The following is a 25,889-nucleotide window of genomic DNA, read 5'->3' as shown; positions in this document are numbered from 1 at the left end:
TGCGCGGCACTGATGCCCTCGAACGCCAGCTACGCCTCGGATTGGCCGGCATACGCATTGCACATGTCGAGAGACAACGCGGAGTTCAACGCGCGATTCTCCACCTTGGCTACAAAGCACCATCCTCGACCGCGACGGACTGAGCACGCGTGAGGACCGCCGTGAAGTGACCAGGTTCGTCGGCGAAAGAGCGACAGACCTGCCTCATTGCCCCGACTGCACGTCGGCCGCGTGAGCCAGATACGCCTTCCACCCGCCGTACTCGGTGATATCGGTCCCGGCGACCGCCGCTTCCAATGCGCAGGAGAACCCCGTCACCGTGCGACCGTCGGCCAGCTCCACGGCGCCGAGCGCCATCGGGTAGGGGAGTTCAGCGAGAAGCGTGGCCAGGTGCGAGGCAGAGAGCTCGTAGAGCTCCCCGGCGATCGGTGCGCCCGCGCCGTCTCCATGCCGGACCAGCCCGGGCTTGAGCGGCACGGTGTCCAGGACGACGAGACGATACGCATCTGACGTCGTCACCTCGCCGACGTACCGCGCCCCGCGACGGGTGAGCTGCTCGTAAAGTGGTTCGCCGCGCAGGTGCGCCCCGACAACGAACAGTTCGTGGCCGCTGATGATGCCCGACGAGCTGGGCGCCCCGCAGATCCGCCCGGCGATCTCGAGTGCGACCTCGTCATGGAACGCCACCGTGACGACCATCACGCCGAACGGATGGCCCGTGGCGGTGGGTTGGCCGGGAACCGCCACCGCTGCCATGTCCAACAGGTTGCAGAAGTTGGTGAAGGTGCCCATCCGGCGGTTGATGTCCACCGGCTCGGCTTGCACCGCGGCGATGGTCGGGTGCTCTGTCGTCGTGGGGAGCAGGAGTGCGTCGAAGGACGCCATGAGGCGACGGGCGTACGACTTCGCTTCGGCGAGGGCGTCCAGGTCATCGACGTACGCGTGCGCTGACGGCTTCCGAGCGGCAAGCACGATACCGGCCACGGTGGGGTCGGCCCCGGCCGGCCGTGTCTCGAGGAACTCGCCGACGGCGGCATAGCGCTGGGCGACGATGGCCCCGTCGTACAGCAGGGTCGCGGCATTGAGCAGCGGGGATATGTCCACCGCTTCGAGCGAGAGGCCGGAATCGACGAGGCCAGCTACCGTCCTGGCGAAGGCCTCGGCGTATTCGGGTGCGAGTTGCGCGAGGTCCTCATCTCGCGGAATCGCAAGTCGAGGGGCCAGCCCGGCGGAAAGTGGGACGTCCGACGGGGCCACTCGGCTTCGAGGGTCCTCTTCCGAGCCGCCTGCCATGATCGCGACGGCCCGCGCTGCCAGCTCGAGGTCGTGACCGAAGACGGTGACCGCGTCATAGTCGACGCACGCCGGCACGACGCCCGCCGCGGGAATCAGCCCGAGCGTGGGCTTGATGCCCACCAGCCCGTTGAGTGCGGCCGGAACGCGACCCGAACCGGCGGTGTCCGTACCCAGTGCGATGTCCGCTATCCCGAGCGCCACAGCGGTCGCCGAACCGGAACTCGACCCTCCGGACACCCGCTCCGAGTCCCACGCGCAGCGGACGGCGCCATACGGACTCCGCGTGCCGACGAGTCCCGTGGCGAACTGGTCGAGGTTGGTCTTCCCCAGGATGATCGCGCCCGCCGCCGTCAGCCGTTGTACCGCCACCGCGGAACGCTCAGCCACGCGCGCATACTCCGGGCAGCCGGCGGTGGTGGGCAGGCCGGCGACGTCGATGTTGTCCTTGACGGCCACCAACACGCCTCGCAGGGGCAGTTGCTCGCCCGCCTCGTACCGCCTGTCGATCTCGAGTGCGTCGGCGAGGGCATCCTGCTGCGTTCGGAGAGTGATCCACACCTCGGGTCTGTCGACATCCGCGATGCGCTCGTATGCGCGACGGATGCGCTCTGTCAGCGGAAGGGCCGCGTCGATTGGAGTGGGCGGGGTGAAGCTCATGATGGGGAGAAGTCCTCAGCTGATCATTGGGATGGTTGGTGGGAGAGAGGTTCCGAGGCCGACCCGGTCAGCCGTTCGATCGCGGCGGGGGTGAGCGCGTTGTCCAGGTGGGCGGCGTGACCCGTGCCGTCGAGCACGCTCCACCGGGCCCCGAGGAACGCCGCGAGCGCTTGCGTCGATGCGAACCTGGAGGGGGGTGACGCCGACCCGACCGTGATCGAGATGGATTGGGGCGCAACCGACAGCGGTGCGGGCTCGAAGGCGCCGAACATCGCGAACTCCCGACGCACGGTCGCTTCGGTCGCGCGCGTGAAAGACGTGTTCCACCCGTCGCCGTAGAGCGCTTTGCCGAAGCCGCGCACCCCGTCTCGTTCGAGTCCTTCGGCCACATGGCTCAGGAGCCCGGGCGCCAACGAGCCGGCGGCCGGCTCGTGAAGCAGCGCTCCGCGGAGCCGGATTCCGCGGGCGGCGACCTCCAGCCCGAGCGTGGCGCCTCCGCTGACGCCGACGACCATCGCATCCACGCACATCGGAGCAAGGAACGCCACTTCGGTGTCCAGGTCGCCGGACTGCGGTCGGTCGGGGGCCAGCACGTCGTTTCCCGCGGCTCGCAGCGCACGAGCGGGCTCATCCCAGACGCGCGAGTCGGTGGCGGCGCCGTGGATCAGGACAAACTTCATTCGGTGCGCGCTCGAGGCCCGGCCGCCGCGGGCACTGTCGTGCCCAAAGCGGCGAGGAGGTCGTCCGAGTGGGCGGTGGCGCCGAAGACCCCTCCCTGCATGGTGACCATGCTGAGCGCGGCCTCGTGGTGTTTCCGATCGGTGGCGCCCGTGCAGTCCGAAAGGATCAGGCATTCGTATCCGCGGTCGTTCGCCTCACGCATCGTGGTGTGCACGCAGACGTCGGTGGTGATACCCGTGAGGATCAGATGAGTAATCCCCCGCGTCCGCAGCAACAGGTCGAGGTCCGTGGCGTAGAACGCGCCTTTGCCCGGCTTGTCAATGATCGGCTCACCCTCGCGAGGCGCCACTTCCGGAACGATCTCCCATCCCGGCTCACCTCGCACCAGGATTCGTCCGCATGGTCCGACGCTGCCGATCTCCGCCCCGGCGCTGGCGGATCGCCAGCGCTTGTTAGGCGGGAGGTCGGCGAGGTCGGGTCGGTGGCCCTCCCTGGTGTGGATGACGGTCATGCCGGTGTCTCTTGCCGCAGCCAGCACGCGCGCGGTCGGCTCCAGCCCTGAGCGCGTGAGGCTGAGGTCGTAACCCATGCTGTCGACGTAGCCGCCAGGGCCGCAAAAGTCGATCTGCCAGTCGATAAGGATTAGAGCAGTGTGGGCGGGGTCGATGCTGCCGTCGTAGGGCCACGCGTAGGGGTTCGCGTTCACGGTCGAGTAGATCATCGGGATGCTTCTCCTGTGGCGTTTGCTGTAGCGGGGACGTCGTAGATGACGGTCACGCTGCCGCCTCCGGAGGGGCCTTGATGTTCGGCGCCGCCGGAGACGTACACGGCACCGTTTCCATGGAGGGCCGCGATGAGGCCGCCCACGGCCGCGCGGGCATGCCGCGTGGCGTTGACGTCGGAGTCGGTGAGCATCGTGTGCCGGTACCCCCGGATCGCGCCCGACGGGTCGGCTTCGGCCTTCGCGAAGATCTGCCGGACGGTGCCGCCCTCGGCGGCGATCCGATCGAAGACCTCGGTGAGGGCTTGAATGTCGAGCGCGTCACGCATCGCCGTGTGCGCTGCCCGCAGCGGGTTAGCGGCGGCGTCGCTTTCGGCTACGACGAGGATGTGACAATCGTCGAGTTCTGCCCCTGAGCTCGCCGACGCGCGAGCGGACCACACGTCGTCGCGTCCCTCCAGTGCGAGGAGGGCGCGGTCCCGGTCGCATTCCTTCAGCGCCATGGCTATCCCCAGTGCACTCGCCGCCCGGGAACGGCTCATGGACTCATATGTGTCGGTGGTGACCGGTCGCAGGCCCCGACGGTGCACCCCCGCAATCGCATCGGAGGACAGCAACGGACACTTAATCAACACCAGATGCACGTCGTCCGGTCCCACGCCCAGCTCGGTGAGCAGGGCTACCACGGTCTCATGGACCGCGTCCACCTGCGCCGGCCGCCCGATCTCCTCAGGGCCGATGACGCGCGTACGCCCGACCGCAGTGACCAGACCGCGCGGGTGCCCGCTGTACTGACGCTCGTCGCGGACGAAAATATTCACATGCGGGCTAATGACGCCCTCGGCGCCGCCTGAGAAGACCGTGATGGCGGAGTCTTCGAGCAGCGGATGCCAGACGGCGGCGGAGAGAGTGCGACTGAAGTCGTTGACGCAGCCGTTCCCCTCGGTCTTGCCAATCACGGCGAGGATGTCGGACGCGGAGTGCCCGTCCAAGGCCTTCAGTGCTGCGACATCGTCAGGGCCTGCGGTGGGCACGGTATAAAGTGCGGTGCTGCTCACGCGGGAGTCTTCGCTTTCTTCTGGGGGCGGCGAACATGGTTGAACACCAGGTTCAAGGTGAACGCAACGATGACGGTGCTGCTGATCGCGCCGCCGAAGATGATTCGGACCTCCGCAGGGAAATCCGCGTAGACCTGGGGCGCCACGACAGGGATCATGCCGATCCCGAGCGCGATCGAAGTGATGAGGAAGTTGCTGAGGTCGCCGAAGTCCACCTTCGCGAGGGTGCTGATGCCGACGCCCGCGACGGTCGCGAACATCACCAGGCTCACCGCCCCGATGACAACGCCGGGCAGACTCGCCACGAGTTCACCCATCTTCGGCACCAGGCCGAGAGCGATCAGGATCCCTCCCGCGATGGCCACGACATTGCGGGAGGTGATGCCGGTCATCCGCACGAGGCCGACGTTCTGAGCGAAGACGGTGTCCGGAAAGGAGGTAAACAACCCGGCGAGGACGGCGGACACGCCGTCGGCCGCGAGTCCGCGGGAGAGCTGACCCTGGGTCGGGGGCTTCCCGATGGTCTCCCCGATGGAGAGGAGATAGGCCGTGGTCTCGGTGAAGATCACCAGCATGACGATGCACATCGAGATGATTCCCGCGATCGGGAAGGTGGGCGCGCCGAACAGGAACGGCTGGGGGAGTCCGAACCACGCCGCGTCCCCGACGGCGGAGAAGTCCGTGAGCTGCAACGCCATGGCGGCAAGGGTGCCCGCGACGAGCGCGATGAGCACCGCGGCCTGCGACAAGAACCCGCGTCCGTAGCGCATCAGGGCGAGGATAACCAGGATGATGCCGCCGGCCAGGGCGAGCTGCTGCCCGTCGGCAGGGCCGTCGTCGAAGATCATCGAGACGGCCTTGCCGATAAGTGAGAGGCCAATCATGGTGACGGCCGCTCCTCGGACAACGGGCGGGAAGAAGCGCAGCAGCCGTGAGAACGGGACAGCGACGAGCACCCCGAAGACGCCCGCTGCGATCATGGCTCCGTACACCGCGGAGAGCCCGTACTGCTCCCCAATCAGGATCATGGGAGTGACGGCGGTGAAGGACGCACCCGCGACGACGGGCAGACGCGCCCCGAGAATCTTCTTGATCCCGAGCGCCTGGATGATCGTGATGACCCCGGCGACGAGCAGGTCGGCGTTGACCAGGATGCCGATTGTTCTCTGATCCAGTCCCATCGCTGCTCCGAAGACCAGGGGAACCGCGACGCAGCCGGTGTACATCACGATCACGTGCTGCAGACCGAACAGCATCGCTCTCCACCAGGGCAGGCGGGTTCGGGGCGGGGGGACGTCGGTCGTGGGCACGTTCGTAGACATGGCTCGTCTCCAGGTGGGATGTGGGAGGCCCCCCGTCCGGGAGGCACGCGACGTGACGTCGCGGTCATTTTGTATACGACCTGCGTGACAGCGACGTTTCGTGCACGTATCAACCGTGTTAGAGCCGAGAGAAACCACCTTCGGCGCGCTCGATCGTATACAACTAGCCTGCGTGAAGTTCTCGAATGAGGAGTTCGTCCTTCGCAATGTGTTCGCTCATGAGGTAGCCGGCCTGCACGGGGGAGCCGTTAAGGATCGCGTGCGCGATGGCGGCGTGGTCGTCCCATTCGGCGTCCGCACGCGCCTCGAGGTGGCGATCGAACACCCACGACACCCGGCGCAGGGCGCGATCCAGCATCTCCGCCAGTTGGCGGTTCCCGGATGCTGTCGCGACGAGCTCGTGAAATTCGAAGACCAGCGGTGGAACGGCATTCATAGCATCCGTGCTGCGGGCCTGCCGGGCGCGATCGACGATCGCGGAGAGCGCGTCGGCGACGTCGCCCCCATGACGCTGCGCCGCAAGCTGGGCGCTTAGCACTTCGAGCCCGCGTCGAACCTGCATCAGTTCCAGTGCGTCTGCGCGGGAGGCGCCGGAGACAGTGGCGCCTCGGTAGCGAACCAGCTCAACGAAGCCCTCGCTCTGGAGTTGCGACAGTGCTTCGCGCACTGGAACGCGGGAGACACCGAATCGCTCGGCGATGTTCGCCTCGATGAGGCGATGGCCGGGCTCCATCTGCCCGCTGAGGATGTCGTCGCGAAGTGAACGCGAGATCAGGTCCCGCGGAGAGGCGAGGTCGTCGGGAATCACATCGCGAGCCTAGCCAGACAGCGATGTATTAGCCGGCGGTGAGGCGGTCAGATCCGAGCGCCGCCGTCTGACCGCGCGGCCTCGTGCCGTCAGAGGATCTTGCGCAACAGTGGGATGACGACCTCGGGCTTCCAGAGGCAGTAGACGCACGTGTCGGCACCGTGCCGGCCGATCATCGGCTCGCTGCTTGCGCCGATCCGCAGCGCGTAGGGCGTGGGTTCCTTGCCGTCCTTGAGCCCGAGGCCGACGAGCAGCTTCCCGACCTTCTGGGACGAGATCCCCAGAGCCTGGCCGAGCTCGGTCTGTCCGACGTAGCCCTCCAGCCGCACGGGGCCGGATCCGGTGGTCGTGGTGGTCTCTGTCATGACGCGCCTCCTGTCGGCTGTTCGTGGTCCGAGGAGTATCACGGCCCTCCGACAGGTCAGGTGCGGCCGAGCGTCGACGTCGTCCGTCGGTCAGCCTTGCCGACGGGTGGGGCGCTTCTTCGTGTGCGAGCGGACGACCGTGCCGTCCTTCCTCACATAGCCGGGGACGACGATACCCCCCGCGGCCGCGGGGCCGTCTGCTGCCTGGCTGTCGCTCGAGCTCACCGGCTGCTCCGCCGTAGTCGACGCCGCGGTACCGCTGGAGCTCGGGGCGTCGATGCGCCGGTGCTTGGTGACGATGAAGCGGTCGCCGTCCTGCTGGAAGGTGCGCCACAGCTGCGGCTTGCCTGCCGGCTCGTCGACGTAGTACATCTGCGCGTTCACGACGAGTCCCTGCACGGGGCCGTCCTTGACCAGGTCGCCGACAGCTCGCGAGCAGGCGGAGAACCGGTCGGTCTCGACGTAGAGGACGTTCGTGACCTCTTCGGGCACGTACCGGGCGTCGTAGCCGGCGTCCTCGTCACCCTCGTCGACATACTTGGCGTACGCCTCGTACCAGCGGTGCTCCACGCGCGCTCTGGTGACTTCTCGCGGCCCGTCGACGGCGATGATCTCCGCGTGGACGTATCCGCTGGCCTGCAGTCCCTCGAGTCGGCTGATCAGCTTTCCCTTGGAGCCGTTCACACCGTCGAGCACGACCCGTTCACCGCGCTGCAGCGAGCGGCGCGCAGCGCGCGCGGCCAGCCAGGAAGACTCCTCGTGGACTAGGGATGCGAACTCCCCCGGCGTGAATGTCTCTCCGGCGTCGATGCGCGCCTGAACATCCGGCGGGATGATCGCCTCGAACTCACCGGTCTGGCGCAGCTTCGACGCCAGGCGCTTCTTGAACTCGTCGGCGTCGATCGTCCGCCAAAGGTGCTTTTCTTCGTCCGGCACCTTCTCTTTCAGCGCCGAGCTCTTGCCGGCGCCCGGAGGGCCGCTCATGATGATGGCGCGGTTATCCCGCGCCACGTGAGGGTTCTCGGCGAAGTACTCGTCGAGGATCTGCTTGTGCAGCTTCTGCCGCCGCATGGTCCACGTGCCGTCGACGTAGTTCTCCGGACGCTGATGCGTGGCGGTGGGAGCTTCGGGGTCGATGCTCCCACCAGGCGCGGTCAGCGCCCGGAGCGCGTCGAGATGGCGCGCGCGTGCAGCGTCGTCCACTACCTGCCCTTGACCGCGGCGAAGATCTCCTCGAACTCCTCGTCCGTCAGCAGGTCGTAGTTCATCCACGCGTCCGAGACCGCGTCGAAGCTGTTGTCGACGAACTCCCAATCGTCGTGCAGCCCCTCGGTCTTGTACGACGGGTCGTAGTCCCACGTCTTGAGTAGCTCGACGAACTGGTCGTGCGCGATCTCGCCTCGAGCGCGCCGGCGCACGAGCTCCATCGCGGTGGCGGCCGGCTTCTCCTCGCCATCGGCGGGGTGCTGCTTGGCGGCATCGCGGATCAGACGCGACACCTGCGACTGGCTCTTGCCGGTCGCCTCGGCGAGCTCGTCCTGGTGGATGCCCCGCTTGTTCAGCGCGAGCAGCCGAGCGGCGAAGTCGCGCGCGCTCAGCGTCGTACGGCGCTGCAGGAACTGCAGCTCACGCAGCTCCTGGTCCTTGTCCAGGGTCTTCATGATGATCCACCTCCTTCACTTCCAGGCTACCAGCCATATGCAGATATGCATATGGCTTAGTGGCGTCGCGGCCGCGGAGCAGCGAGGCGGCCGGACAGGTCGTTGACCCACAGCAGCGCTGCGGTGATCGCCAGCACCAGCAGCGCTCGGACGAAGCCGGCGAGAAGCACCACCCCGAGGTTCCCCAGCCCGTCCCATCGCCCGGTGACGCCCATCGTGAAGAGCGCTACGACGACGAAGAGGGCGAGCACGACGATGTTGAGCGCGGCGATGGCGAGGAAGAGCCAGGCCATCAAGATCAGCGGGACGAAACCGGAGAACAGGCCTCGGATCGCGCGAGCGAGGATGTGGTCCACGCGATCGCGGAAGGAGCGGTGTTGGACGGCACCGGTGCAGACGATGGGGCTCATGATGCCTTCTCCAGGTCGTGGCGCTGCCGCAGCTGCGCGACGACCTCCGGGTGCTCCTGCCGCCAGGGCTCCCAGGACTCGTCCGTGAGCATCCACTGCTCCCACTCCGCGGTGTCGGGCTTGGGCGTGAAGCCGTCGTGCTCAGGGACACAGCCGAGGGCGAGGTGCTCGATGCAGAAGTACAGGCCGCAGCCGTCCTCTTCGATCTCCTCGCCGTCCTCGGTCTCCATGTAGCGGCGCTCGCACTTGAACCCGAGGCCGCGGTTGATCTCCGTGCTGCAGGTGGGCCAGTCGCACACGGCTGGCACGCCATAGCCGGCCCACCGGCTCACGCCATGATCGTGCGCGTCACGGTCTTCGTAGACGCTGTATCCCATCGCCCATTCCCCTTCGGTTCGCCGGTCTATTGCGCGTATAGGTGATCAGTGAGCTGCCGATCTGACAGCTACGCCGTCTTCGCTCGGGTGTGCGGGAGGGGCAGTGCGAGGACTCGCTCGGCTTTTCGCTGCTCGATCGTCGTCGGGTACTCCCCCTTGCGTGCTCCGCTGCGCCCGTAGAGCAGCGTCTTGAGCCCGGACATGGACACCTCTGCCGTCGTGGCGATCGTGTACAGCGCCATGCCGGCGGCCATCAGCGCGCGCACGTGCTCGCGCACGGGATCGGCCGGAACGCGCGGGGCCTGCTCGGGGATGCCGGCCGCCCTGCGTCGCCGCCGTTCCTCAGCCAGGGAGGCGTCGGCGCACGAGATCTCGGCCGGGCAGGCGTCGCGGTCGTGGCAGCCGAGCTGGTACCCGTACGCGGAGCCGTGGATCTCGGCAGGGATCTTCTGGCGGCGCCGGTTCGCGAGCCACTCGCGGTAATAGGCGCGGCCAGCCTCGATGCACTCAGGTCGGTCGCACCCGCGGGCACGGCACGCGTTCGTGCCGTGCGGCTGCAGCACCCGAGATCCGGTCGCCGCTGTCCCCTTCTTCGGACGGCGCGGCTTCCGCGGTGCAGCCGGCTTGTCGCTCAGCTGTGCGGCCTCGGCTGCGGCCTGCTCGTACGCCGCGGCCGCGGCCGCGACGGCTGCGGGGATCGCCCCGCCCAGCGTCAGCCCGGTGCTCTCGGCGACCCTCGCCTGCGCCAGCTGCCTTTGCGCGGCAGACAAGGCCCGCATGCGGATTAGGCGATCGCGCTTCCAGGCGTCGAGCTGGCGCACGTGCTCATCCAGCGCGGCCCGGTACTCCTCGAGCTGCTCCATCCACTGCGCCGCCGAGACCTCATCGAGCCCGTCGACATGCTGCTCATCCAGCCAGCTGTAACCCGGGTGGCGCTTGCCGGCCTCGAGCACAGGAGCCGGATCCTCGGCAGCTGGCGTGGGTGTGGACGTCGGCCGCTGAGATACCTTCCGTGGAACTCGACTCGCCGGCACCGGCCGCGCAGCAGGCTTCGGGCGCGGACGTGTCGGCTCGGCGGTCGGCGCCGGTTGAGCATCGCCCTCCCGAGCAGCGGTCTTCCTTAGCTGGCGCGCTGCAGCGCGCTGGGCCGCGTCGCGGTCGAGGATCTCCTCGAGGGATGCCCCCGCGTCGACGAGGCGTTTGAAGCCCCAGTCGCCGCTGTAGCGACGGTGCACGTCCCGGCAGCTGATCACCGCCGGGCAAGCCGCCCCACGGCACCCCTCGGCGTAGCCGTGAGGCGTGCCGTGGGGGAATGAGTCATCCAGGATGTCGAGCGTTCTCATACCCGTATAGGCGCTCCGTCGGGTCGGATTCTGACCGGCGATGTCGTCGCGGACGGCTACCCTTCTGGCATCGACGGTCGACGGCGGCCGGCGGTAGGAAGGCACCCACTGTGGCCGACGTGACGATCGACGACTACACGCTCCGCAACGCCCTCTACGGCGCTGCGCGCGACTGCGGTCGCACAGCGTTCGAGCAGGGCAACTTCGCACGCGAGCACCACCACATCGGCGACGACACCGGACGCCTGGCGCTGGCTGCGCTGCGCAGCCTCGGATCACACGATGCGATGGCCGTCGTCGTGGAGTACCTGACGTCGGTGAACCGGCACCTCGACCATGACGGCAAGGTTCCGATCCCGCTGGCCGCAGTGCTGAGCTCCCTCCCCCAGGCACTCCCGGGCGCGAGCGACGACGAGGTCGAGACGATCCGCCTCGCGCTCGAGGTGAACGCCGAGGATTACTGGGGCGCCCCGCTCTGACATTCGGTTAGGGAGACTGCCCGCTCCGAAGGCGAGGAAGTCTCACACCACGAAGATCAGTGCGTTGTAGAGCATGTGGGCGATGATCGCGGCCCAGAGGCTCCGGGTGGCGATCGCGACGATGCCGTAGACCGCACCCGTCATCCCGGCGGTGACCGCGTTCAGGAGCGACCAGTCGAGGTGCACCTGGCCGAAGACCACGCTCACGATGAGCAGCGCTCCCGATTCCACCACGGCCCGAGCCCATCGGCTCCTGGTCGTCGCGACGCTCAGCGCGAGGACACCGAGGAGCACGCCCCGGTAGATGATCTCCTCGGGCGCGGCCGCGTAGATCGCGAAGAACGCCGGCGGCACCCAGGGCGGCGTGCCGGCCACGGCGTCGAACCGTGCATCCGAGGCAGGGGCGGACTCGGCAAGAGCCGGGACCAGGAGCAGTGCGCCCCCGATCGCCAAGCTCACCAGGCCGCCGGCCACTCCCGTGACGAGCGCGGCCAGCAGCCGGCGCCCGCTGATGAACCCGCCGAGCTCGAGCTAGGGCCAGACGTGCTCAGCGGGCGTCGGCAGCGGCACGTCCGGATAGCGGGTCTCGTGCACCAGGTCGTCGATCAGGAACGCGTAGTCGTCCGCGAACGCCTGGGCCTGGTCGATGCCGGCGGCCACGGCGTAGGCGTGCGCCTGGTCCCAGGCTCGATCGGCTGTCGACGTGCAGGTGTGTGCTGCGGGTGTCGAGATGCTCTGCATGAGGGCCCCTTTCCTCGTGGCTCACCCGTATAGGTGCGCCACGAGGGGGCCGTCTGACAGGCTGCCCGATCGCTCAGAGACCCAGCCGACGGGCGGCCGCGCGCGCCTGGTCGGCGCGAGTCGCGGAGCCGTCGGGGATCTTCGCCCAGACGAGGCCGCTGGCGACAGTACCGCGCGGGGTGAACCAGCCGAGCTCGCGGCCGATGATGCCGAGGTCGGCGAGGCTGCTGGCGACGATCACGCCGCGCTCGTCGTAGACCGCCCCACTGCCGTCCTGCTGCCATCCGCTGTCTGCGGCGATGGTCTGGGCGAGGACGGAGTCCGGAGCGTTGAAGTTGGTCTCGGGCTGGGCGATGGGGTTCACGGGTTCCTCACGGTCAGAGCAGCAGCGTCGCCAGGGTCACCAGGAGGGCGCCAGCGACCAGGTAGGGACCCATCGGCATGAACGTCGGCCCCGCGGCCGCGGGAGCCTCCGTGCGGCGCTTCCGGGCCAGCAGGGCCAGTGCGTGTGGCATGGCCAGAACGTACGCGGCGAACACCGCGGTGAGGGGCAGGGTCCAGCTGAACCACCCGGTGAGGATCCCGAGGGACAGGCCGAGCTTGACGTCCCCGAATGCGAGCGTGCCGGTCATCGCCACGAGCATCAACACGACTCCCAGCCCCAGGCCCGACAGGAGCGCCTGCACGAGTGCAGCCCACTGTCCGGAGACGCCCGCGCCGGCAGTGACCACGATGGCCATCGCTGCGGCCAGCGGAAGGGTGATCAGGTTCGGCAGGCGGTGCTCGCGTGCGTCGATCACGGCCAGCCCAAGGCCCAAGGGCGCGAACACCGCGGTGGCCGCCCACCCGATCGCCTGCTCAGCGCCGTTGAGGGTCAGGTGGCCGGCGAGCACGCCCAGCGCGACGGCAGCCGCGGCGAGGAGGATCCCGAAGCCTGCGGCCTGGATCCTGGTGGGCGTGCTCGCGATCGTGGTCACGATCAGCTGGCCATCGCGTAACGCTCGTGCAGCTGGTCGACGAGCGCCTGCGTCTCGGCGCCGAGCTCGTCGTCCTCGGGGTCGATGGAGCGCTTGAGGCGGCGCAGCTGGTCGACCAGGCGCTCGACGCCGGCGCGATCGCCGGCGAGGTGCTCAGCGCGGATCCCGTCCCGCCACAGCACTTCGTTCTCCGGCTCGACCATCCGGCCGACGGCGGCCGCCATGCGGGCGTTGCGGGTATCCCCGGCCGAGAGGGCGCGCGTGGCGAGCTCGTGCGCGGCGTCGCTGACGGTGGAGATCATCTGCTGCCGCAGCTGCTCGGCCCACCCGTAGCGCTTGCTCTTGACGCCGCTGATCGGCTGGTCGCTCACCAGGGCGAGCGCCTTGATCAGATCCGCGGTGTCCGCCACGGTGGGGTCGTCCCCGACGAGGCGCAGGAAGTCCTGCCAGTCGCGGGTGAGGGCCTCCGAGACGGTGTAGATGCCGCCGGTGGCGTAGGGCAGGTACCACTCGCCGTTGGCGTCCTTGCCGAGCCAGCGCCGGGTGCGCGAGACCAGGCCTTCGCGGGACTGCTTGGCCTGCTTGGTGTCGTGCTGCTGACCCGGCCAGAGCGCGGCGTGCACCTCCTCCGTCGTCGCCTGGCCCGTGGGGCGGGTCGCGAGGAACGCGATCAGCTCCGTGGCTCGGCTGATCGAGGACTCCCACTGCTTCGCAGTCGTCGGGTTCGTCGGAGTCTCGCCCTGCGGGTCGGTGAGCGAGACCGAGCCGAGCAGGCGCAGCCGCGGCGCCCGCAGCGATACCGTCGCGGCGATCTTCTCGTCGATCGAAGCATCCTCGGCGGCGGCCTCGACGGGTGCCTCGGCATTGGCGGCGGTCTCGACGTCGGCGGCAGGCTCGGCCGCGGCCGCGGCCGCGGCCGCGGCGGCGGCGGCGACGGCGACGGCGGCGGTGACGGCGGCCTCAGCCTCCACGTCGACGGGGCTCTCCGGGGCAGGGATCTCGTCGAGCTCGAGCTCGGGAGAGGCCGGGGAGTACTCGACCGCGTCGCCTTCCGTCGCGACGCCGAACAGAGCGAGGATCCGCGAGTAGTCGTCCTTGCCGACCAGCTGCGGTACCAGCGGCAGCGCGACACCCGCATCCGGGATCTCCAGGCTTGCAGCGTCCTTGGAGTCGACGGTGTAGTTCCACGCTCCGGTGAGCGGACCGCCGCTGATGGCGGCGATGCCCACGCGGGGGATCCGGGAGACGAGCTCGGCGAGCTCGGAACGCGCAGGCTCCTCCGGGACCTCGCCGAGGACGATGACCTCAGGTGCCCACGCCTCCGACTGCAGGCGCTGGTGCAACCCCTCGCCGCCCTCGAGTGCGAGCGCGGTTTCGATCTCGCGTGCCTGGCCGCGCAGCTCGTGCAGGAGCGTGGAGACGTCGTCGACGTGGCGCACCCGCCCGGAGCCGAGACCCTCGGGCAGTTCCGGCGCAACACCGACGAGCGTGACGCGCACGAAGTCCGCCCACGGAACGGTGGCCAGCTCGAGTGCGAGCGCGGTGAGCGCAGCTGCCTGCAGCTGCGGGTCGGTGCTGAGCACGTTCAGCGCGCCCAGTCGCTCGAGGTCGACCATGAGCTTCGCGTCGGTCTCGTCTTTGCCGAGGGTGACCAGGCCGGGGTACGGGGAGGAGGGGATCTCCTCGATCGCCTCGATCTTGTCGAGGGCGACCACCCAGGCCATATTGTCGTCGGTGTCAGCCACAAACGGCTCCGGCAGCTTGGCCGGCTCCTCGAGGAACACGTTGATCTCGGTCTCGCTCAGCCGCAGCGCGTACAGGGTCGGCAGCGGCTGGCCCGTCTTCTGCGCCCACGAGCCGAGGAGACGCAGTGCGTGGTCGACGGCGTCCATGCCCTCGGGGTTTTCCACCGCGCGCAGCTCGAGCTCGACCGTGCTGATCGTCTCGTCCGGCATCGCCACCTGAGTGCCCGGCTTGCGGTTGCGGCGCTGGTTCGCACGGCGCAGGCCGAGCAGGGACAGCAGACCGGCGGCCAGGACTCCCCCGATGCCGCCGAGCGTGCGCCAGTCGGTGACCACGTCGACCCAGTCGGTCTCGTCCACGTCCTCGTCGACGTCAGCCACCACGGAGGCCTCCTCATCGTCAGCCTGGGACTGCTCTGCCGGGGTGTCGTCACCGCCGGTGACGAACCCGGGGCCCGCGGACTCCTGCACGTCCTCAGTCGCCGTACCCTCATCGGCCGACGTCTCGCTGGCCGGAGCCTCCGAGACCTCAGGGGCCTCGTCGACGGCAGGGGCATCCTCCGACACCGGCGCCTCGACGGGAGCCTGCTCCGGCGGCACCGGGGCCTCTTCCGGCACCGACGCGGGCGCGGCCTGCTGAGCGCTCGGGATCGTCACGGTCCAGCCGGGCAGGATGAGGTCCGGGTCGCTCAGGTGCTGCCCACCCGGCTGGACCGAGTCACGGGATGCTTCGAAGATCTCGGAGTACCGCTCCCCCGCGCCGAGCTCCTCCTCCGCGATCGCCCACAGCGTGTCGCCCGACTCGACCACCCGCCGCTCGTCCGCCGCCGCCGCCTCCGCGGTCGTGGGCTGAGCAGCGGGTTGAGCGGCAGGAGCAGGGGCCTCGTAGACCGCGGTCTGGCTGATCGACGTCGACGAAGCGGCGTACGTCTCCGCGTGGGTCGGCTCGGCGGCCATCGCCGTCGACGGCATGAACACCGCCAGGATCGCGGCGATCAGCACGCCCGCAGCCTTCTGCTGCGCACCAAGCATCGGCACACGAACGCGGTGCCGCGGGGACGCGGAACCGCGCAGCGCACGCAGCTGGTTGGGGATCTCGGCGAGGAACCCGATCGCGAACGTCGCCCAGGCGATCCACGCCGCCACCGGGATGACCGTGCCGATCAGGAACCGGCCACCGTAGTCGGGCATCGTGAACGCCTCGACGAGACGATCCCACGACGGGATCGGGTTGCCGGCCAGATCGATGAGCAGCAGCGGGATCCCCGCCAGCAGCAGGGCGGAGAGGGCCAGAGCCCCCAATGCGACGACGATGCGCTTGATCATCATCAGCCTCCGTTCGTCTTGACGTTCACGGACTGCAGCTCGTTGACCTCGAGCTCGATGGTGTCGCTTGTCGTGGACAGGTTCACGGTGCCTCCAACGCCGGCAAGTGATGTCCACTCGATGACCCAGTAAGTCGTCGCGCTGACCCGGTAGCGATCGCCCGGCTGGTTCTCCGAGGTCTGCAGGTAGCGGTGACCGCAGGTCGGCGAGTCGGCCAGTCCGTAGCCCTCGTTGTACGCGGTGCCGGCCCCGCACGCGAAGGTACGGCCGTCACCCATGTTCCACACCGCGGACGACACTCGCGCCGTGGCAGTGATCGTCTGCCCGCCGAGCGTCGCCGTCTCGCTGTATGGACCCCAGGTCAGCGGCTGAGGATTCTCGACCCACAGCCAGACCGGGATGCCAACGTATGAGCGCCGGTGCCCCCAGTCCGGGTTCACCTCGGGGGCCATGCCGATGTCGATACCGCGCAGCTGGAAGGTCTCGATGAGTTTCAGCGCCGCCATACCTGGCGTGTAGACCTGGAGCCCGGGTGGGATGGTCTCTGACCAGAAGTAGGACCAGACGCCGGGCCCAAACTGTGCAGGCTTGATGCACTGGTAGTAGCCCGCCTCGTCGCTGTAACCGCCTCGGGGCGGCCACGGCTGAGGAGCCATGCTGATGTAGCACTGGCGGTTGTTCGACCAATACGACTGCCCGTCACCGCAGGAGATCGACATGAACCAGCGCGCCGCTGTCGCGCTGATCGGGATCACCTTGAGTTCATCGGTGGAGAGCCCCCAATCCTCCGCAAGCTCTCGGGTTACTTCGACGAAGCACTCTGGCGCCCCCGCGGTCCAACCGTTGGAGTCGGGACTGTAAGCCGGATCGGTAGGTGGAGACGCCAGGGTGACGTAGCAGCGGCCGCTGCCGGGGTCGCACCACACGCCACCGGCCGCATTGGCCGGGGCGGTTACGGCTGTGGTCAGCCCGATAGCAACCGCGATCACCCCGATGAGCGCTGTGAGAAAGCGCTTGGTCATATCTCCCCCCGAGATGTCATGATCAGCAGGTCTGACCCAGGCTGATCAGGTCGGAAACCAGCCAGGCCTCGCGGTCGGCGTCATAGACGACCTGGTAGTCGAAAAGCTGTCGAGGGTCCGGGTGCATCATCGCTTCGGAGCCGTCACTCGCGTACACCTGGTAATCGCTGGCGTCCTGGCATGCGTTGATGGTCACGAGGCCGTTCTCGATGCCTTCCCACTCCTGGCCATAGGCGTTGCGCGTCTCAAAGGTCATCGCCCCCTCAGACGTCCCAGGACCTTCGACGTTCACTTCGTCCACGTTGAGGATCGGGCCGGTCGAGATCTGGGTCGCATCGTTGACGGAGAACTCGAGAGCTCGTCCTGTCGACAGCTCCTCGAGGGGTGCCGTATCGAGGGCGGTGCCTGCTGTCGCGTTCACGGCGCCTCGTGTCTCGAACCATTCGGTCAGAACGGCGTCGGCCTGCTCGATAGCCTCTTCCTCGCTCTCGGGCGGCGCGACGGGTCCGCGGGCGGTCTCCGTGGGCGTGGGCGTCGGCGAGGGGCTCTCAGTGGCCTGTGGGGCGCTCGTGGTGCACCCGGTGAGGAGGCCGAGCGCGATCGCGCCGAGGGTGATGCTGGCGACGGTCGTGCGGTTGAGCTTCATGGAGATCTCCTTCACTGGGTGATCAGCGCCGCGGTGGCGGATCCGCTGATGGGCAGCGACGTGCCGAGGAACATGGTCTCTACATCTGACCAGACCTCGACGCGGATCTCGTTGCCGGAGACGATTGCGGACCCGCTGAACCCGGAGGAGTTCACGTAGTCCATCGCTGCCTGGTAGGCGGCGGAGCCGTTGAGGTTCATGGCGCCGTTGCGGATCGCTCCCCCGCTGACGGCGGCCGTCGCGGCGCGGGCGGCGGAGGCGGCGACCTGGTCGGCGTGGACGTTGCCCTGGATCTTCGCGGCGCCGTCGACGACGAGCCCGGTGGCGAGCATCAAGACGGGCACGAGCACGACGAACATGGGCGCGACCCAGCCGCGCTCATCGTCGCGCAGTCGCTGCAGGATGCTGCGGAGCATGGTCATCCCCTCTCCTTGTATGGGTCGATCGGGCTGCTGGCGCTGGCAGCGATGGTGCGGCTGCCGGGCAGGCCGGGCACGAGCAGGTCGCCGAGCGGGACCGTGCAGGTGACCTGCACGCTGACGGTCCCGGCTTCACCGATCGCGGTGTTCAGGCCGCTGGCGTCGACGACGATGTCCAGGGGTGCGCAGCTGATGCCGGCGGAGGCGAGCTGCGACTGAGCGGCGGCGTGGGCCTCGCCCTGAGCGGCCGTGGCCGTTGCGGCGAGGCTGGCGGCGCGTGCAGCTGCCGAGGCGGCGCCCTGGGCATTGATGTCGGCCAGGCCGAGGCGTCCGCCGGCGATGAGCAGGCCGAGGATGATGCCGAACAGGGGCACGAGGATGACGAACTCTGCGCTGTCCAGGCCACGTTCGTCCCGGCGGAGGCGATCGCGGAGGCGGCGGATGATGTGCATCAGTCCACCCACCTTTCGACCGGGCCGCTCGCGGTGCCGGTGACTGTGAGGTTCATCCCGGGAACGAGCAGCGGAACGTCTCCGGTGACCGTGGCAGAGACCTGCGTGGCTGAGCGGGAGACGTTGACGCTGATGTTGTTGAGCATGCCGCCGGACTTCGCAGCGGTGCTCGAGGCAGCGGCGTAGCCGTCGCCGGTGCCGCCGTCGTAGAGCCGGGTCTCCTCGACGGCGACGGCGGCGGCCGCCTGAGCGAGGTTGTAGCCGTGCAGGTACACCGCGGCCTGGAGGATCGTCAGGACCACCAGGAAGAACACGCTCCAGATGATCGAGGACTCCGCGGTGGAGAGTCCTCGATCATCTGAAACGCGACTGCGGATCGAGCGCACGGCGATCTTCCTGGATGCCGGCCCAGGTCAGGGCAGGCTGCCGGTCTGGCTCGCGACGAACGCCGAGATCGCGCCGCCGAGCACGACCGCGATACCGCAGCCGAGCGCGATCAGCAGCGCCTTCTCCGCGCTCTCGAGCCCCTTCTCGCCGGTCTCGATGACCTTGTCGTAGCGGGCCTTGATGGCCTCGATTGCCTTGTCCATGGATCCCCCTTGGTTGTGGTGGCGTTCGTATAGGTGTTGCGGTGGTGCTGAATCTGACATCACGCGGTGAACAGATTGATGATCATCGGCGTGAGGATGATCCCGGCGTAGATGCCGAGTGAGAGTGCGAGCGGGACCTGCAGCCGCTCGCTGTCGGTGTTGGCCTGCTCGTGCTCGCGGTTGAGAAGCTCATGTCGGAGGCTCTTCCCCTTCGCTCGAGCAGTTTCATATACGGATGCGTCTCGCTCCCCATTCAACCGGACGATCTTCGCCATTTCGACTAGTTGAGGGACATTGATGTCCCCGCCGAGCTGCTCGAGCGCGTCCCAGGAGGCCACGCCGGCGTACCGGGCGCGGTGCAGGGCCTGGCGAATCCGGCGGAACACCCAGCTGTTGCCGACCTCGGCGGCGCTCTCGAGTGCGTCGGTGGCGGTGGTGCCGCGCTTGCGGGCGGCGAACAGCTCGAGGTAGACCGCGACGCCTCGGGCGAACTCGAGGCGGGCATCGGCGGCCTTTTTCTTGATGTCCTGGTCGACGCTGAGCCACATGACCACGGCCAGCGGGATGCCGATGATGGTGGGGATGTAGAACGCGATGTATCCGAGCGCCTGGCCGGCCAGGCCGCTGAGCATGGGGATCACGAATCCGGTGACGGCGCTGAGGGCCTTGTCGTAGTAGTACGACTCGACCGACTTGTTGATAAGGCGCAGATCCTCGCGGGGCACGGTGCTCGCGGGAAGTCGCTTGGCAAGCCAGGTGCCGACGCGTGTGCGGAAGTCCATCTCTGCGTCGCTGACCGCCGTCTCGGGGGTGCCGAACTCGACGCGCTCGATCGCGGCGGCCAGCTGCGGCTGACGCGGGACGACAGCCGCGATCACGAGGGCGATGCCGATGCCGGCGATCAGGCCGGGGATGAGCGCGATCATCGCAGGCCTCCGTTCTCGTCGGTGGTGAAGATCCGCGCGACGGCTCGCTCGCGGCTGATGCTGCGCATCCATGCCACCAGGGCCACGAACGCCGCCATCCAGGCCGCCAGGACGACCGTGCCGAGCGGGGTGAGGTACCAGGCGGTGAGATTGCCCAGCAGCGGCAGCGCCGCGGCGACGACGAGGATGCCGACGGCGACCACGGTGATGTGCGTGCGGGGCTTGGCCCGGTCGGTGAGGATCTGCCGACGCACCTTGGTCTCCTCGAAGATGATCTCGCCGAGGTCGTCGAGTGCCTCTGCCAGTCCGTCGCCGCGGGCGCTCTCCTTCATGAGGAGGTGGGCGACGACCATGTCGGCCGTGCCGTCGTCGAGGTCCTCAGCGAACCGCTGCAGCGCGGCCTTGGTGGGCCAGCGGGCGTTGATGCGTGCGACCAGCGCGGTGACCTCCTCGCGGATGGCTTCCGGTGCCGACTGCCGCGATGCCTCGAGCGTGGCCTCCAGGCCGGCACCGGCGACGGTGAGGCCGGCGAGGCCGCGGGTCCAGGTCTCCAGCGCCTCCAGGCGCGCGATGCGCTGAGGTGCGTCGCCCTTGCCGAGCAGTACGGGGATGACGATGCCCGCCCCGACGCCGATCGCGATCATGATCCACCAGCCCGTGAACATCCCGTATCCGACGCCGGCGACCAGGCCGGCGAGGGCGCCGAGCTGCTGCTGACGCGAGAGGCGGACCTCGACCATGTGGCGGATGCTGGCCGGGATCGCGAGCTTCCGTCCGGACTCGGGCATGGCCGCGGCGAGGATCGCGATGATCACGCCGGCCACGGCCAGCAGGATCGACAGGGTCAGGCCGGCGTCGTTCATGCCGCACCCTCCTCCGGGTAGGAGCCCGCGAGGCGCGGCGGCTCGTATCCGACCTCCTCGAGACGCTCGAGGATCCGCGGGCTGGGGAGGTTCTTCACCTCGAGTTGCTGGGTGCGCTTGTTGAAGTGGAACAGCTCCCCCACCACCGGGCGTCCGCCCGAGGTCGACTCGCCCTGCTGCACCTCGCTGATGCTGCTGACCACGCGACGTCGCTTCCCCGTGACCTTGTCGGTGATCACCGACATCTGCACGATGAGATCGATGTTCTGCGCGATCTGCCGGTACGCGTAGGTCAGGTTCGAGTTGGTGCGGCTGATCAGCGTGACTAGGCGCTCGATCGCTGCGTCCGGGCTGTGGGAGTGGATCGTGCTCATCGAGCCGAGGCCCGCCTGCATGGCCTGCAGCATGGCCTCCATCTCAGGCCCGAGCACCTCACCGACGATGATCCGCTGCGCGTTGTGTCGCAGTGCATCCTCGAGCAGATCCTGGGTGGTCTCCTCCCCCGGGCGGCGCCCATCGGCACCCTTCTCCCCCTCGCCGGGGCGGGCCTCGAAGGACTTCACCAGCGGATGGTTGGGACGCTCGTGCAGGTACAGCTCCCGCTCGCCCTCGATCGTGATGATCACCTCGTGCTCGGGGATGCAGTCGGCCAGGGCGCGCAGCAGGGTCGTCTTGCCGCTCGCGGCGAACCCGTTGGTGATGATCGCGAGCCCCGCCTCGACCGAGGCGCGCAGGAAGTGCGCGGCCGGCACCGACAGCGTCCCGAGCTCGACGAGCTCGGGCAGCGTGATGTGGATGTGACGGTGGATGCGCAGCGACAGGATCGTGCGGTGACCGACCGGCTTGGCGGTCGCCTGCAGACGGGCGCCACCGGGCAGGTCCAGACGCAGCCTCGGCCGAGCCTGGGTGAACGAGCGGCCGCCTCCGTCGCGCCTGGTCGCGAGGAAGTTGATCTCGCGCTCCAGGTCCTCATCGCTGGCGGCGATGGGGTACGGGTAGCGCTTCTTCACGTTGCCGGCGAAGGTGAGCCAGATGTTGTCGTGCCCGACGACATCGATGTTCTCCACCTCGGGGATGTCGACCAGGCGCTGCAGGCGGCCGAGACGGAACAGCGCATTGAACACGTTCGTGCGGATCTCGGTCTGCATGGCCGTGCTCCACGCGGCCGCGCTGCCCTGACGGGCGACGGTGTCGTTGACGTTGCTGCGGATGATCTCGCTGATCCGCTGCGAGCCGAGCGTCTCCCGCTCCTGGACGCTCATGTCCGGTCGGGCCTGCAGCGCCTCGGCAAGGTCGGTGGCCACGGCGTCGCGGATCTGCGCCACCGCCTGCCACATCTCGGCGCTGGCGGTCAGCTCACTGGTCTCCACCACCGGCTCCGCCTGTTCGGCGCTCTCGCGTGCCGTCGGGGCGGGCGAGGGAGCTGCCACAGTCGGCTCAGGGACTGCCGCGGCTTCCTCGGCCGCGGCTCGGCTGGACGCGCGCAGCAGGTGGCGGGCCGGGCTGGTGGCGGGCTTGGCCGGCGGCTCTTCGACCGGGTCGGCGAAGATCGGCAGGTTCGAGATGTCTGCGGGCTTCGGATCGCTGCTCATGCGCGCTGCTCCTGGACGATGGGGGTGTAGGCGCGCTGCTCGATCAGGGCCGTGACCGACTGGGTCAGAGCCTCCAGTGCGCGCTGGTACTTGGTGCGCCGGCGGCCGACGATGTCGCTGCCGTGCGAGTAGTGAGCGGCGCCTCGGGGGTCCCAGGGGAGGGATCCGAGCACGTCCGCGCCGACGACCTTGGCGATGTCCTTCACGTCCGCCTTCTCCCAGTAGCGGGGAGCTCCGACGGTGACCAGCGACAGCCACTCGCTGTGTCCGATGTTGTCGAGCGAGGACTTGAGCGCGCTGGCGGCCACGCGTGCGGAGGCGACGTCCGGCAGTGTCTGGCCGGTGAGCATCAGCACGGCATCCGCCCGCCCGATCAGAGCCGAGCGCGGGTCGTGCACCTGGTAGCGGCCGCCGTCCACGATCACGTCGACCTCCTCCCCCACCACGGTGCCGAGCTGGTCGACGGCGCCGAGGATCCCGGCCCAGAAGTCCTCCGAGGCGCCGCGTGCGTTGGCGAGGGTGCGGAAGCCGGGTACGGCGTCCTTGCCCTCCGAGAGGCCGACGCGCTGCGCCCACAGGTCCTCGCCGGTGAGCGGCGCGTGCTGGTGGGCGACGTTGAGCTCCGTCATGCCCATGCTGTGCCCGACCTGGCCCTGCAGGGGGCCGGTGAGGACGTGGCCCGTGGTCGTCACATCCGCCTCGAGGAGCACGGCTCGCTTCGGCCAGTTCAACGTCAGTGCCGTGGCGAGGGTGCTGACCCCGGGCGCACCGGATGCGTTGGTCAGGTAGACGATCGCCACGGCCTACTCCCCCGACGACTCGAGCAGCACGACCGCGACACGCTGGGTCGCGACCTGAGCGGCGATCAGGGATGCATCCTCTTCGGGCACGATGACGTCCACGACCCACAGGTTGTTCGCCTGGTCGAAGCGCGTGGTGTAGACCGTCGCCTCGTACGTCTTCGGCTCCCCAGTGACCTCGGCCTGCACAGCCGGCGTGGCGATGACCCGGACGTTGTCGCCGGCGACCAGCGGATGGTTCGGCAGCTGCGCGGGGGTGAGTGCAAGGCCGACGACGGCTTCGCCTTCCGGAACGGGGAGGCTCTCAGTGAACGACTGCGGCGTGAGCAAGGTGCCGGCGGGCAGGTCCACAGCGGCGACCTTCCCGACGACGTCGCCGGGGTTGTCCGCCCGGATCGCCTCGGTGTTCTGGCCTCCCGCGATCGCGATCGTGGTGAGGTCGTCGGCGTCGATCATCTCGCCTCGAGCGATCGGCTTGTTCGTGGTGAACAGCGTCTCGGTCGCCGACAGCTGCGTGGTGATGGTCCACGTCAGCAGCCCGCCGACGAGCGCGATGGCGATGCCGAGCGCGATCACCCATGTGCGACGGCGCGACTTGACCGGCCTGGGCGCTGCAGGGCTCGGCCCCTTGGCGGTCTCCTCGGCCGGCTCCTTGCCGGCTCGTCGACCGCGCTTCGCGTCCGTGCGCTCGACGGTCTCTACCTGAGTCATCTGGTCTTCCCCCTCGTGGTGATGGTTGCCCGTATAGGTGTCTGTCACCTGCCAGATCTGACCGGGAGCCTCAGCTCTCGTCGTCACCGCCCGGCAGGTATGCATCGAGTGCCACGACCATGAGCAGGTTGCGGCTGGGCGCTCCCACCTCGTCCTTGAGCTGGTCGAGCACGGCGACGTGGTCCGTTCGCATGCGCATCGGGTACGCCTCCGTCTTCTCATCCCGGCTGGAGATCCGGACCGTGGGCGCGGGGCGATCGAACAGCTTGCGCTGCGCTGCCTTCGGGTGCTGCACGCCGAGGCGCTCGGCGATGAGCTGCGGCAGGTCGTCGACGGTGGCCTCGACGGCGTCGAGGACCAGGGTCGGCATCGACACCTTCGTGGATGACTTGAACTCCCTGATGCGGGCGCTCAGTGACTCGGGAGCGCTGAGCTCGACGCTCATCGACTCCTTCTTCCTCGTCTCGTCGGTGGCCGGCTTCATCGGGGTGACCGGCCGCTCCTTGGCTGCGCGAGGAGCGCGCACGCGCTCGGGAGCCGGCACCGGGTCGGACACGGTTACGGGAGTCTGGTCGGCCTCCTCCGAGCTCTGCAGGTCGCGCTCGTCATCCTCGGCGGGCGTATTCGTCACCGGTGCCAGCAGCGCTGTGTTGAGTGTGCGACGCTTGCGCTTCTCCCTGGGTCCATCTCCGAGTGCGCTCACTTTGCCTTCTCCTTCATCTCACGCCGGGTGGCCGGCTTCTTCTGCTCGAGGCTCGCGATCCGCTCCACGACCTCCGCGGCGAGGTCTTCCATCGTCTCGGCGAGGGTCACGACGGACTGGGCGATCAGGGTGGTCGACGAGACCTCCTTGCGGCGCACGCGAAGCCAGATCTTCTGCTGCGCCTGCTGCTGTGCCCCGGCCTTGAGCTCGTGGAACAGCTGACCGGTCTTGCGCACGTCGATCGCGGCGGCCGCGGCATCGGGCACGATCGCGTCGAAGACGTACACGCCCTCCCCCAGTTCGTGGAGGTCTTGGCGTGCGTCGTTGATGCGGCGGGTGAAGTTGCTGGGGATCATCGTGAGGACGACGCCGAGCATGGTGAGGGCCGTGTGGCCCTTCTGGTGGGTGGACTCCAGGAGGGAGCCGAGGTCTTCGATGCCTCGGATCGAAGCGTCGTCGGCCTGGGTGGCTGCCAGGATCCACCGTGATGCGAACGCGGCCATCTCCTGCACGGGGCCGACGCCTGGCGGGCAGTCGATGAGGACGAGGTCGTACGCGCCGGCGATCGGAGCGAGAGACTCGGCGAGCCAGGGGGTCGTGTCCTCTCCCCCGAACTCAGCTCGGTACAGCTCTCGCTGCAGGTCCTCGATCGCTGAGCCCCCGGCGACGACATCCAGGTTCTTGCGGACGTTCTTGAGGGGGCGCAGGGGCTTGCGGTTGGTCAGGCTGTCGTAGAGCGCTTCACCGTCGTCGTCGACGTCCGAGTCTCGGAATCCGAAGTCGATGCCGACGTGCCCTTGGTGGTCGAGGTCGATCACCAAGACCCGGAGCCCCTGAGCGGCGAGCAGCCCGGCGACGTTGTCCGTGATCGTGGTCTTACCGACGCCCCCCTTGCGGGTCATCACTGCGCCGACGCGGTTGAGCCGCTCGCGCACGCCTGTGCTCAGCACCGCGCACCCCGTGCGCTGGTCCGTTTGCTGCTAGTCATCTGCATGGCAGCAGGCTATATGCAGGCCATGCGCATGGCAAGTACCAAACTGTGCGTGTCCACGCGCACAGATAGCGCAAGCCAGGCAACCAGCCTGCGCGCAGTCAGCATTGAGCCAATGCCTTGCCAGCGCAGGGATATGTGACGTTCTGCGCAGGGCTGTGCATGATCGGAGCATCGGTGAATGCGTACCGTGCACCGGGTAAGTACGGG

The 25,889-nt window shown here is 68.6% G+C and carries 31 protein-coding genes; 1 reads left to right on the top strand and 30 read right to left on the bottom strand.

Annotated features, from left to right (window positions below):
- Nucleotides 1-204: 204 nt before the first annotated feature.
- The 12 genes from atzF to IR155_RS07690 all read right to left on the bottom strand — a co-directional run bounded on the left by atzF (nt 205) and on the right by IR155_RS07690 (nt 10,309).
- Nucleotides 205-1,953 (bottom strand): allophanate hydrolase, encoded by a 1,749-nt coding sequence (gene atzF / locus IR155_RS07745; protein ID WP_032495306.1) that lies wholly within the window; start codon nt 1,951-1,953, stop codon nt 205-207.
- A 23-nt stretch (nt 1,954-1,976) separates the two neighbouring features.
- The gene (locus IR155_RS07740) at nt 1,977-2,546 is read right to left on the bottom strand and encodes an alpha/beta hydrolase (protein WP_194210311.1); all 570 of its coding nucleotides are present in this window, start codon (nt 2,544-2,546) and stop codon (nt 1,977-1,979) included.
- Between the two features lie 83 nt (nt 2,547-2,629).
- Nucleotides 2,630-3,355, bottom strand: a complete 726-nt coding sequence (biuH, locus tag IR155_RS07735) for a biuret amidohydrolase (protein WP_032495308.1) — start codon at nt 3,353-3,355, stop codon at nt 2,630-2,632.
- A complete protein-coding gene (atzD, locus tag IR155_RS07730) occupies nt 3,352-4,413 on the bottom strand; it encodes a cyanuric acid amidohydrolase (protein ID WP_032495309.1) in 1,062 nt (353 codons plus the stop codon). The genes biuH and atzD overlap by 4 nt, the downstream gene beginning before the upstream one ends.
- Entirely contained in the window at nt 4,410-5,735 is a 1,326-nt protein-coding gene (locus IR155_RS07725; protein WP_135114267.1) for a uracil-xanthine permease family protein, read from the bottom strand. Before IR155_RS07725 ends, atzD begins: the two co-directional genes overlap by 4 nt.
- Before the next feature lie 163 nt (nt 5,736-5,898).
- Complete coding sequence (locus IR155_RS07720; protein WP_032495311.1) at nt 5,899-6,543, bottom strand: GntR family transcriptional regulator; 645 nt, start codon at nt 6,541-6,543, stop codon at nt 5,899-5,901.
- An 89-nt stretch (nt 6,544-6,632) separates the two neighbouring features.
- A complete protein-coding gene (locus tag IR155_RS07715) occupies nt 6,633-6,908 on the bottom strand; it encodes a hypothetical protein (protein WP_135114266.1) in 276 nt (91 codons plus the stop codon).
- Between the two features lie 90 nt (nt 6,909-6,998).
- On the bottom strand, nt 6,999-8,111 hold the full coding sequence (locus IR155_RS07710) for a zeta toxin family protein (RefSeq protein WP_135114265.1): 1,113 nt from the start codon (nt 8,109-8,111) through the stop codon (nt 6,999-7,001).
- Nucleotides 8,111-8,569: a helix-turn-helix domain-containing protein gene (locus IR155_RS07705; protein WP_135114264.1), complete on the bottom strand. Its 459-nt coding sequence runs from the start codon at nt 8,567-8,569 to the stop codon at nt 8,111-8,113. Before IR155_RS07705 ends, IR155_RS07710 begins: the two co-directional genes overlap by 1 nt.
- A 56-nt stretch (nt 8,570-8,625) precedes the next feature.
- Complete coding sequence (locus IR155_RS07700; RefSeq protein ID WP_135114263.1) at nt 8,626-8,979, bottom strand: hypothetical protein; 354 nt, start codon at nt 8,977-8,979, stop codon at nt 8,626-8,628.
- Nucleotides 8,976-9,311 (bottom strand): hypothetical protein, encoded by a 336-nt coding sequence (locus IR155_RS07695; RefSeq protein ID WP_209306751.1) that lies wholly within the window; start codon nt 9,309-9,311, stop codon nt 8,976-8,978. The genes IR155_RS07700 and IR155_RS07695 overlap by 4 nt, the downstream gene beginning before the upstream one ends.
- A gap of 113 nt (nt 9,312-9,424) precedes the next feature.
- The gene (locus tag IR155_RS07690; protein WP_135114261.1) at nt 9,425-10,309 is read right to left on the bottom strand and encodes a hypothetical protein; all 885 of its coding nucleotides are present in this window, start codon (nt 10,307-10,309) and stop codon (nt 9,425-9,427) included.
- A 500-nt stretch (nt 10,310-10,809) separates the two neighbouring features.
- Between IR155_RS07690 and IR155_RS07685 the strand changes: the two genes are divergently transcribed.
- A complete protein-coding gene (locus tag IR155_RS07685; RefSeq protein WP_135114260.1) occupies nt 10,810-11,178 on the top strand; it encodes a hypothetical protein in 369 nt (122 codons plus the stop codon).
- A gap of 42 nt (nt 11,179-11,220) precedes the next feature.
- Here IR155_RS07685 and IR155_RS07680 read toward each other — a convergent pair whose 3' ends face one another.
- From IR155_RS07680 to IR155_RS07595, 18 genes are all read right to left on the bottom strand, one after another.
- On the bottom strand, nt 11,221-11,553 hold the full coding sequence (locus IR155_RS07680) for a CPBP family intramembrane glutamic endopeptidase (RefSeq protein ID WP_167760735.1): 333 nt from the start codon (nt 11,551-11,553) through the stop codon (nt 11,221-11,223).
- Nucleotides 11,554-11,709: 156 nt separating this feature from the next.
- Complete coding sequence (locus tag IR155_RS07675) at nt 11,710-11,919, bottom strand: hypothetical protein (protein ID WP_135114258.1); 210 nt, start codon at nt 11,917-11,919, stop codon at nt 11,710-11,712.
- A gap of 73 nt (nt 11,920-11,992) precedes the next feature.
- The gene (locus IR155_RS07670; RefSeq protein WP_135114257.1) at nt 11,993-12,283 is read right to left on the bottom strand and encodes a hypothetical protein; all 291 of its coding nucleotides are present in this window, start codon (nt 12,281-12,283) and stop codon (nt 11,993-11,995) included.
- Nucleotides 12,284-12,296: 13 nt separating this feature from the next.
- The gene (locus IR155_RS07665; RefSeq protein WP_167760734.1) at nt 12,297-12,896 is read right to left on the bottom strand and encodes a prepilin peptidase; all 600 of its coding nucleotides are present in this window, start codon (nt 12,894-12,896) and stop codon (nt 12,297-12,299) included.
- 2 nt (nt 12,897-12,898) lie between these two features.
- Entirely contained in the window at nt 12,899-15,967 is a 3,069-nt protein-coding gene (locus IR155_RS07660; protein ID WP_135114255.1) for a LysM peptidoglycan-binding domain-containing protein, read from the bottom strand.
- Nucleotides 15,967-16,986, bottom strand: coding sequence for a hypothetical protein (locus IR155_RS15935; RefSeq protein ID WP_228066810.1), 1,020 nt, complete (start codon nt 16,984-16,986; stop codon nt 15,967-15,969). The genes IR155_RS07660 and IR155_RS15935 overlap by 1 nt, the downstream gene beginning before the upstream one ends.
- Before the next feature lie 22 nt (nt 16,987-17,008).
- Entirely contained in the window at nt 17,009-17,632 is a 624-nt protein-coding gene (locus IR155_RS07650; protein WP_135114254.1) for a hypothetical protein, read from the bottom strand.
- A gap of 11 nt (nt 17,633-17,643) precedes the next feature.
- Nucleotides 17,644-18,054, bottom strand: coding sequence for a hypothetical protein (locus IR155_RS07645; protein WP_135114253.1), 411 nt, complete (start codon nt 18,052-18,054; stop codon nt 17,644-17,646).
- Nucleotides 18,051-18,503 (bottom strand): TadE/TadG family type IV pilus assembly protein, encoded by a 453-nt coding sequence (locus IR155_RS07640; RefSeq protein WP_135114252.1) that lies wholly within the window; start codon nt 18,501-18,503, stop codon nt 18,051-18,053. The genes IR155_RS07645 and IR155_RS07640 overlap by 4 nt, the downstream gene beginning before the upstream one ends.
- The gene (locus IR155_RS07635; protein WP_409366551.1) at nt 18,503-18,889 is read right to left on the bottom strand and encodes a TadE/TadG family type IV pilus assembly protein; all 387 of its coding nucleotides are present in this window, start codon (nt 18,887-18,889) and stop codon (nt 18,503-18,505) included. Before IR155_RS07635 ends, IR155_RS07640 begins: the two co-directional genes overlap by 1 nt.
- A gap of 27 nt (nt 18,890-18,916) precedes the next feature.
- Nucleotides 18,917-19,093 (bottom strand): hypothetical protein, encoded by a 177-nt coding sequence (locus tag IR155_RS07630; RefSeq protein WP_167760732.1) that lies wholly within the window; start codon nt 19,091-19,093, stop codon nt 18,917-18,919.
- Nucleotides 19,094-19,152: 59 nt separating this feature from the next.
- Complete coding sequence (locus IR155_RS07625; RefSeq protein ID WP_135114250.1) at nt 19,153-20,019, bottom strand: hypothetical protein; 867 nt, start codon at nt 20,017-20,019, stop codon at nt 19,153-19,155.
- Nucleotides 20,016-20,882, bottom strand: a complete 867-nt coding sequence (locus IR155_RS07620) for a type II secretion system F family protein (protein WP_135114249.1) — start codon at nt 20,880-20,882, stop codon at nt 20,016-20,018. The genes IR155_RS07625 and IR155_RS07620 overlap by 4 nt, the downstream gene beginning before the upstream one ends.
- Nucleotides 20,879-22,474, bottom strand: a complete 1,596-nt coding sequence (locus IR155_RS07615; protein ID WP_135114248.1) for a CpaF family protein — start codon at nt 22,472-22,474, stop codon at nt 20,879-20,881. The genes IR155_RS07620 and IR155_RS07615 overlap by 4 nt, the downstream gene beginning before the upstream one ends.
- Nucleotides 22,471-23,274, bottom strand: coding sequence for a hypothetical protein (locus IR155_RS07610; protein WP_135114247.1), 804 nt, complete (start codon nt 23,272-23,274; stop codon nt 22,471-22,473). Before IR155_RS07610 ends, IR155_RS07615 begins: the two co-directional genes overlap by 4 nt.
- Nucleotides 23,275-23,277: 3 nt before the next feature.
- Nucleotides 23,278-23,985 carry an SAF domain-containing protein gene (locus IR155_RS07605; RefSeq protein WP_167760731.1) on the bottom strand — a complete coding sequence of 236 codons (708 nt, stop codon included), beginning with the start codon at nt 23,983-23,985 and terminating at the stop codon, nt 23,278-23,280.
- Nucleotides 23,986-24,055: 70 nt separating this feature from the next.
- Complete coding sequence (locus IR155_RS07600) at nt 24,056-24,616, bottom strand: hypothetical protein (protein ID WP_194210310.1); 561 nt, start codon at nt 24,614-24,616, stop codon at nt 24,056-24,058.
- Between the two features lie 68 nt (nt 24,617-24,684).
- Nucleotides 24,685-25,593 (bottom strand): ParA family protein, encoded by a 909-nt coding sequence (locus IR155_RS07595; protein ID WP_267899514.1) that lies wholly within the window; start codon nt 25,591-25,593, stop codon nt 24,685-24,687.
- Nucleotides 25,594-25,889 lie beyond the last annotated feature (296 nt).

The organism is Microbacterium paludicola, assembly GCF_015235415.1.
Lineage (GTDB): Bacteria > Actinomycetota > Actinomycetes > Actinomycetales > Microbacteriaceae > Microbacterium > Microbacterium paludicola.
This window is presented reverse-complemented; position numbering and strand designations above follow the sequence as displayed.